This is a genomic window from Candidatus Binatia bacterium (genome assembly GCA_029248525.1).
Taxonomy (GTDB): Bacteria; Desulfobacterota; Binatia; order UBA12015; family UBA12015; genus UBA12015.
Window position 1 is genome coordinate 20443 of the sequence record JAQWJE010000042.1, and the last position, 7100, is coordinate 27542.

General features: G+C 60.6%; 6 protein-coding genes and 1 tRNA gene. 6 read left to right on the forward strand and 1 reads right to left on the reverse strand.

All coding sequences use genetic code 11. The annotated features are described in order from the left end of the window. Nucleotides 1–78: 78 nt before the first annotated feature. Nucleotides 79–1359 carry a cytochrome P450 gene (locus tag P8K07_10255; protein ID MDG1958898.1) on the reverse strand — a complete coding sequence of 427 codons (1281 nt, stop codon included), beginning with the start codon at nt 1357–1359 and terminating at the stop codon, nt 79–81. Nucleotides 1360–1454: 95 nt separating this feature from the next. Here P8K07_10255 and P8K07_10260 point away from each other — a divergent pair, with 95 nt between their 5' ends. The 6 genes from P8K07_10260 to P8K07_10285 form a co-directional block, all read left to right on the forward strand. Further along, on the forward strand, nt 1455–2618 hold the full coding sequence (locus P8K07_10260) for a DUF2332 domain-containing protein (protein ID MDG1958899.1): 1164 nt from the start codon (nt 1455–1457) through the stop codon (nt 2616–2618). Nucleotides 2619–2791: 173 nt separating this feature from the next. Next, nucleotides 2792–4048 (forward strand): MFS transporter, encoded by a 1257-nt coding sequence (locus tag P8K07_10265; GenBank protein ID MDG1958900.1) that lies wholly within the window; start codon nt 2792–2794, stop codon nt 4046–4048. A 106-nt stretch (nt 4049–4154) separates the two neighbouring features. Further along, complete coding sequence (locus P8K07_10270; GenBank protein MDG1958901.1) at nt 4155–5354, forward strand: M20/M25/M40 family metallo-hydrolase; 1200 nt, start codon at nt 4155–4157, stop codon at nt 5352–5354. 19 nt (nt 5355–5373) lie between these two features. Further along, nucleotides 5374–6255, forward strand: coding sequence for a phytanoyl-CoA dioxygenase family protein (locus P8K07_10275; GenBank protein MDG1958902.1), 882 nt, complete (start codon nt 5374–5376; stop codon nt 6253–6255). 69 nt (nt 6256–6324) lie between these two features. Then, a tRNA-Lys gene (locus P8K07_10280) sits at nt 6325–6397 on the forward strand. A 264-nt stretch (nt 6398–6661) separates the two neighbouring features. Continuing rightward, nucleotides 6662–7100, forward strand: a 439-nt coding sequence (locus P8K07_10285) for a transposase zinc-binding domain-containing protein (protein ID MDG1958903.1), incomplete at its 3' end; no start/stop codon positions are given.

Consider the following 7100-nt stretch of genomic DNA (forward strand, 5'->3'; position numbering starts at 1 on the left):
GTGCCGGGGTCTCTCCGCCGGGGGTGAAGTCTGGCGACGGCGAGCAGGGCAAGTGCCCTCAGTTTCAATCGGACAGCCTCACCACTCGACGGGTAATTCTTCGAGGCCGTCGATCAGAGCGCTTTTTGTCTGACGAGCCGAAGCCCCCTGCGCCAGGCGAATTTTCGGCAAGCGTTGCAGGATCCTTTCAAGGACAATGCGGATCTCCAACTGCGCGAGATTCGCACCGAGGCAATAATGTGGTCCGAATCCCAGCGAGAGGAAGTCGTTGGGGGTCCTGTCGACGCGGAATTGGTCAGGGTCTGTGAAGACCTCTTCATCGCGGTTGCCGGAAGCATAGACCAGAACGACGGAGTCTCCTTCCCGAATGGTCTTGCCCCCTAATTCGCTCTCTTCCATCGCGACCCGCCGCATGGCGCGCACCGGGGTGGTCCACCGAAGCACTTCGCCGGCGGCGGTCTGCCATAGATCAGGGTTCTCGAGGAGTCGCTCGCGTTCGCCAGGGTTCTCGAAGAGCGTGAGCATCCCCTGCGAAATCGCATTCCGGGTCGTTTCGTTGCCGGCGATCAGGAGGAACATCGCGAAATCCGTGACCTCGCTCGAGGCGAGCCGCTCATGGTTGTCTTCCCCGCGGAAATGAATCTCGCCTGCCGCATCAGCGACCAGCAGCCGACTGATGAGGTCGTCGGCCGGTTCGATTCGGCGGCGTTCGACCTCTTCGGCAAGCCATGCGTGAAACTCGCCCAAACAAGCATAGGTCTGCTCGGTTTGTTCCGGGGTCATCGGGCCGCCCGCGACGGCAACCGTTGCATCCGTCCAGCGCCTGAAGTCGTCGAGGCGATCATCGCGCACGCCCAGCATCTCGGCAATGATCCGCATGGGTACGGGCACGGCCAGTTCACGAACGAATTCTCCATGGTCGCGGTTGCCCAGCGCGTCGATGGCATCGTCGGCAAAGGTGCGTGCCCGTTCGCCGAGACCCGAAACCATGCGCGGTGTGAACGCACTATTTACGAGGCTTCGGTGACGCTGATGCGGCTCGCCATCCATGGCCTGCATCGAGAAGTGCGCTTCGAAGGCATGCCATGCGCCCTTGGGTTCCGAGGAAAAACGCGCCGGCTCGCGCGACACTTCGCGAAGGTCTGCATGGCGAGTGATCAACCACCACTCATTTTTCTCGTCCCAATGCACGGGATCCTCGCGGCGCAATTTTGCGAGCGCTGCGTCACGACGGGCGCGATCGTGGGTCGGGGCCATCACGTCATAGGGCTCGTTCATGGAAACCGATTGTATTGCCACGATCAGAGCGGCAAGGGAACCGATTTGCCGCATGGGTGTTTCCCGCAAGATTCCAGTCATGATTTCCGGCTGGCCGAGATGGCACGCTCATGCGGCATCATCTTGTCCCTGCGGGAAGTTTTACGGATGTATGCTGATGAGATAATTGATATTTCATGAGCGAAGAACGCCGTGGTGCGATGCGTCCGGGAGATCAGACGATCTTTGATCGATCACCAGCGACCCTGTCGACGCATTTTCATTATTGGGGTCGGGTAGAGGCGCCTCCGATGCACTCGCCGCTCTACACCGAGTTGAGCTATGGCGTGGCGACCGATGCAGACCTTTTGAAGATTGCTGCCCATACCGGTCCGGCCCAGCCGGCACCGAATAATTTATTTGCCGGCGTCCAATATCTTCTGCTGCAGGGAGCGGATCATTCGTTGCGCCGACACTATCCGGTCCTGAGCGGGAGCGAGCGTCCGATGGAGCCCGCGTTTCCCGAGTTTCGCGACTTTTGTCTTGCGCATCGCGCGGAACTGGAAGTGCTGGTCGCCGAGCGCCGCACCCAGACCAACGCTGTGCGCCGGTCGGCGGCACTACGCCCGGCGTTCGCGGTTCTGGCGCAGGAGGAAGCCCGCAGTCTGGCGCTGATCGAGGTGGGCACCAGTGCCGGTCTCAATCTGCTTTGGGACCACTACCGGATCGAGTATCAGATGCGCTCGGGCCGCAATCAAATCGCCGGGCCGCAAGACTCCACAGTGCACATTCATGCCGACGCCGATGGTCCTCTTCCCGATGTGGGCGCCAGCGTGCCGGTGTCCAGTCGCATGGGTATCGACACCAACCCGATCGATATTGATGACAAGGATGCGATTTGCTGGCTGCATGCGCTGATTTTCCCCGAGCATGTCGAGCGGTACGGGTGGTTGGATCGAGCGCTGGAGATCGCGCGCGAGCACCGCCCGCGTGTGGTTGCCGCAGACGTCATAGACGTGATCGAAGGCGAGATCGAAGCCTGTCCCTCGGATGCGATACCGGTCGTCTTCGCCACGCTCGTTCTCTATCAGTTTCCGAAAGACGCATTGGAGCGGTTTCTCGGTGCCCTGGATCGCGCCGCCCGCAAAAGGTCTTTCTGGATGCTGTCGATGGAACCGGACGGCGCGGGTTCATGCGATTTGATGGCGATTCGCTTCGCCGCGGGCCGGCGTGTCGTCCGCAAACTAGCCGATGTCCATCCGCACGGTTGGTCGATTGTATGGAGTGACGAGAAGGATGTGGGTGGCTCTGTCGGCGGCGATGCCCGTGGCCTCTGGGATCTGGTCCCGGCTACGACATGAAACGGCTGCGTTGCTGGTCTATGTGATCGACGACCTCGCCGACGGACACGCCCAACCGCAATATTCGCGCCGGGTCGTGACCCGGCTTTCGTTCCAGGCTGGACTGGGGGATCATTCTCAGATCGCGCAATTGGGCGTATTGCGGTCGGCCTCGTTCTCCGTAAACTCTGCGGGTGAGCCAGCACCCAAAAGCATTACATCCAACAAGGCAGGTTCTGGCGATCGGGCCGGTGCGGCTTTTTTTGCTGGCTCGATTCGCGACAGTATTCGGGCGTGCGCTGATCGCCGCGATGCTCTCCTATCATTTGTTTGTCGTCACCGACTCTTATGCGGTGCTCGGCTTTCTCGGTCTGGTCGAATTTCTGCCGGTGATTCCGGTTTCGCTGCTTGCGGGTGTGGTGGCCGACCGTATGGACCGCCGTCGTCTGCTTATCGCCGCAGCCTTAGCTGGCGCCTTGGGCTGTGCAACACTGACTTGGGTGGCCTGGTATCACTCGGATTCCGTGATGGCCCTGTTGCTGGTAGCCTTTTTTCTGGCGATTGTCGTCGGTGTTTCGCGCCCGGCAGGAAGCGCGCTCCTGCCTAATCTGGTGCCCCATGGGATTTTCCAGAACGCGGCCGTCCTGGAGTCTTGCGTGCTGCAGATGGCGCTCATTACCGGACCGGTAGCGATGGGCTTTCTGGTGGCGCGGCTCGGTTTCGTGGGGCCTTACGCTTTGGCCACAGGCTGCTATTTGGTCGCGATCGGCGCCCTTTCATTCTTGCGTTCGCCTCCGGTTGTCGGCGAACGCAGCGAGGTTTCCTGGGCCGCCATGCGGGAGGGTGTCCGCTTTGTTCGCCACCACCAGCCGATTCTCGGCTCGATTACGCTCGATATGTTTGCCGTGATCTTCGCCGGTGCGACGGCTCTCCTGCCCGTCTATGCCGAGGAGATCCTGCAAGTGGGTCCGGAAGGCTACGGCCTCTTGCGCGCGGCTATGGCGGTCGGCGCTTTTTCGACGGCCTTGTTTCTGATGACCGCGCGACCCTTTGCACGGCCGGGAGCCGCACTTCTTGTCGCAGTGTTTCTATTCGGCGTTGCTACAATCGTGTTCGGCCTTTCGCGGTCGTTGCCTCTTTCGATTGCTGCTTTTGTGGTCGCGGGCATGGCGGATCAGGTCAGCGTCACGGCTCGTACGGTGATTCTCCAGCTCTCAACCCCCGATGCATTACGCGGGCGGGTCAATGCCGTGAACTTCATCTTTATCGGCGCCTCCAACGAGCTTGGTGATGCCGAGTCGGGCTTTCTCGCCTCATTGACTACAGCGACCTTCTCGGTCGTGGCAGGAGGGTTTGCGTGCCTTGGGGTCTGGGGCGTTGTGCTCTGGCGGTTGCCGGAGCTGCCCGGCTGGCGTCCCCCGGAGGCCCCGGAGGCGTCTCGATCGACGTGAATTAGGTGAGGTAGGGACGGCAACTTCCCATGGGGCGAACGAATTGATTGCTCTACTGCGAGGGGAGTGATTGTGTCGACTGACTTGGTGACTCGGGAGGTACGGAATGCAGATCGTAAACAAGCAGACTGGTTGGTTGGTGGCGGTATGCCTTTTGGTAGCCGCGTGCAGTTCGAGCACACAGGAGATCAGCGTTCGAGAGATCGTGGAAGACCTGTCCACCGACGAAATGCTCGGGCGTGACAACCAATCGACAGGGGCAGCTTTGGCGCGTACGTTTCTCGTTCGGGAACTCGATCGGTTTGCCGATCCCATTGCACCCGAGGCGACCGGCGAGGCCCGTTATGAGCAGGAGTTCGATAGCGGGACCAACCTGCTGGCGATCATTCCCGGTACAGATCTTGCCGATGAGTATATTATTATCGGAGCGCACTATGACGGTGTTGGTAACGACTGCGAAAAAGAAAATTGTCAGGATGCGACCGACGAGGATCTGATTTTCAACGCCGCAACGGACAATGCGACGGCGGTGGCCATCGCGATCGATATCGTGCGTGAGATTGCTCGCGATCCGGCAGGGGGACCTCGTCGAACGATCATCCTCGCGCTGTGGGATGCGGAGGAAGATGGACTGCGGGGCTCTCGACACTTCGTGGCCAATCCGATCGTGCCGCTCGATAAGGTCAAGGCTTATGTGAATCTCGATATTATGGGAGCCAACCTGACTCCGAAACTGGCGAGAACGACGATTCTGGTGGGCGCGGAAACCGGTGGCGCTCCGCTGGAAGCGGCTGCAGCACGAGCGATCGAGGCTTCCACGCTCGACACTCTTCGTTTCAGTCTGATCTTTGGGCAGGGGCGAAGCGATCACGCACCCTTTGCTCAAGGTGGCGTGCCGATTCTCTTTTTCACGGACGCCAATTCAGGCTGTTACCACGGCGTCAAGGACGATATCGATATCGTGGACTTTCCCAAATTGGCTCAGCAGCGTGCTGCTGTAGACGCGATTTTACGGGACCTGCTGGCGACGGATGCACCGCCGATTTTTTCCAACGGAGCATTGGCGACTTACCGGGACGCCCAGGAACTCCTGCGCGTGATGGACAGAGCCGAGCCGGATTTCCCGTTGCTCGGCCCTCTGCAGGCCGCAGAAACATCGGAGTTTCTTGGTGTATTGCGGGGAATAGTCGCGGCTGGTCCCGACACTTTCGACCTCTCGAGCGCGGGCGTGATCCTTGGCGGCGCGGCTAATCTGGTCAACGCTCTGACAGACGTGCCTTGCGAGCCGTACTTCCCGAGCGAGTAGTAGGCGAGCGACCGCTATCATGAGCTTGCTGCATCTTTCCGTGAATGACTCGAGTGAAGCGATTAGCGAGGTCCTCGAGACTTCGGGTGCCGTGATTCTGGATGATGCAGGGTCGTCTGAGGCGCTGGGCGAATTGCGCCGGGAGTTGACGCCCTATCTGGAGGCCGCGCGCCCGGGCGGAGATGAATTTGGCGGATTTTCCACACGAAGGGTCGGTGCTTTGATGGCACGCTCGGCCGTCTGCCGCGGGTTGGCTCTCGACGCGCGCGTTCTGGCCGCTTGTGACCTCTACCTGAAGCCTTATTGCGACGGCTATCAGCTTCATTTCACGCAGGCGGTCCAGATAGGACCGGGGCAGGGGGCGCAACCTCTGCATCGGGACCGTGGCGTTTGGGGTAAATATCTCAATCGCTCCATCGAAACGCAGTTCAGCACGATCTGGGCGGTCGACGAGTTCACTGCGGATAATGGGGCAACACGGGTTGTGCCTGGTTCCCACCTTTGGGAGGCATCGCGCGAGCCCGAGCCGGGCGAGATCTTTGCGGCGGTGATGCGTCCCGGTTCGGTGCTTCTCTACAACGGCTCGGTTTTGCATGGGGGGGGCGCCAACCGAGGCGATACGAGTCGGTTGGGTGTGCTCCTGCATTATTGCCCCAGTTGGCTGCGGCAGGAGGAAAACCAGTACCTCTCCTGTCCGCCCTCGGTCGCGCGCGATCTGGCCCCGGAGCTCCGCGCCCTGATGGGGTATTCGAAAGGTGGCTACGTTCTCGGGTTCTTCTCGCCGCCCGTGGGGCCGGGGGAGGGGCCGGAGCTTGTCTCGCCCGAGATGCTTTTCGGCGAGTCGGTATCCCCGGACGAGCCGGCAAGGACAGCGGCCGAAGTCATCGACTCGAGCAAGTAGGGCGCTCCGGCGTGAAGACGATTTGATCGGGCCGTTGAATCCGCTGGCGTCGTTCCGTAAGGAATGGGTGGGCCGCTAGCTCAGTTGGTAGAGCAACTGACTCTTAATCAGTGGGTCGGCGGTTCGATCCCGCCGCGGCCCACTTGGAAAAGCCTCCGACTTGTCGGGGGCTTTTCTCGTTTTAGGCCTTCGGCCAGAAGAGCTCCTAGAGGCCAGGGTGGTAGAATTGTGGCAAATCACTTTGCCAACGTCTCTATCGGGGTGCGGATCTCGATTTTGGGGAGGCGTGCCTACCGCGGCCATGCAGAATCGCTTCGTTAACTCGCCGCAACGGATTGTTTTGAGCAGCAGCCTGAGCATTCTTGGCGGTCCCATCTCGCTAGGATTCTCTGGGTCGTCGGTCGGCATGGATTTCGCTCCCAGCGTGGGTATGGCGACAGCGACGGAATTCTCCTACCGCTCTCGCAAACCGGATGTAGGTGTACTGCATCGCGTGGTGCGCAAGCATCTGGAGACCTTCTTGCATGAGTTCGCGGCTCGAGGCGGCGGTGCACCGCTGCCCGCCTTTCTGGAGCGTGAGCTGCGCGAGTTTCTGACCTGCGGATTTCTGGCCCGGGGCTTTGCCCGCTTTCGCTGTGACGGTTGTGCGGCCGAGCATCTGGTTGCGTTTTCGTGCAAAGGCCGCGCTGTGTGTCCGAGCTGCACTGGACGGCGCATGAACGAACGGTCGGCCGATCTCGTCGACCGGGTCCTGGGGGGATTGCCGATGCGTCAATATGTACTGACGGTCCCCCATCGACTGCGATTCTGGATGATCTTCGATCATCGCCTTTGTCGCTCGGTGC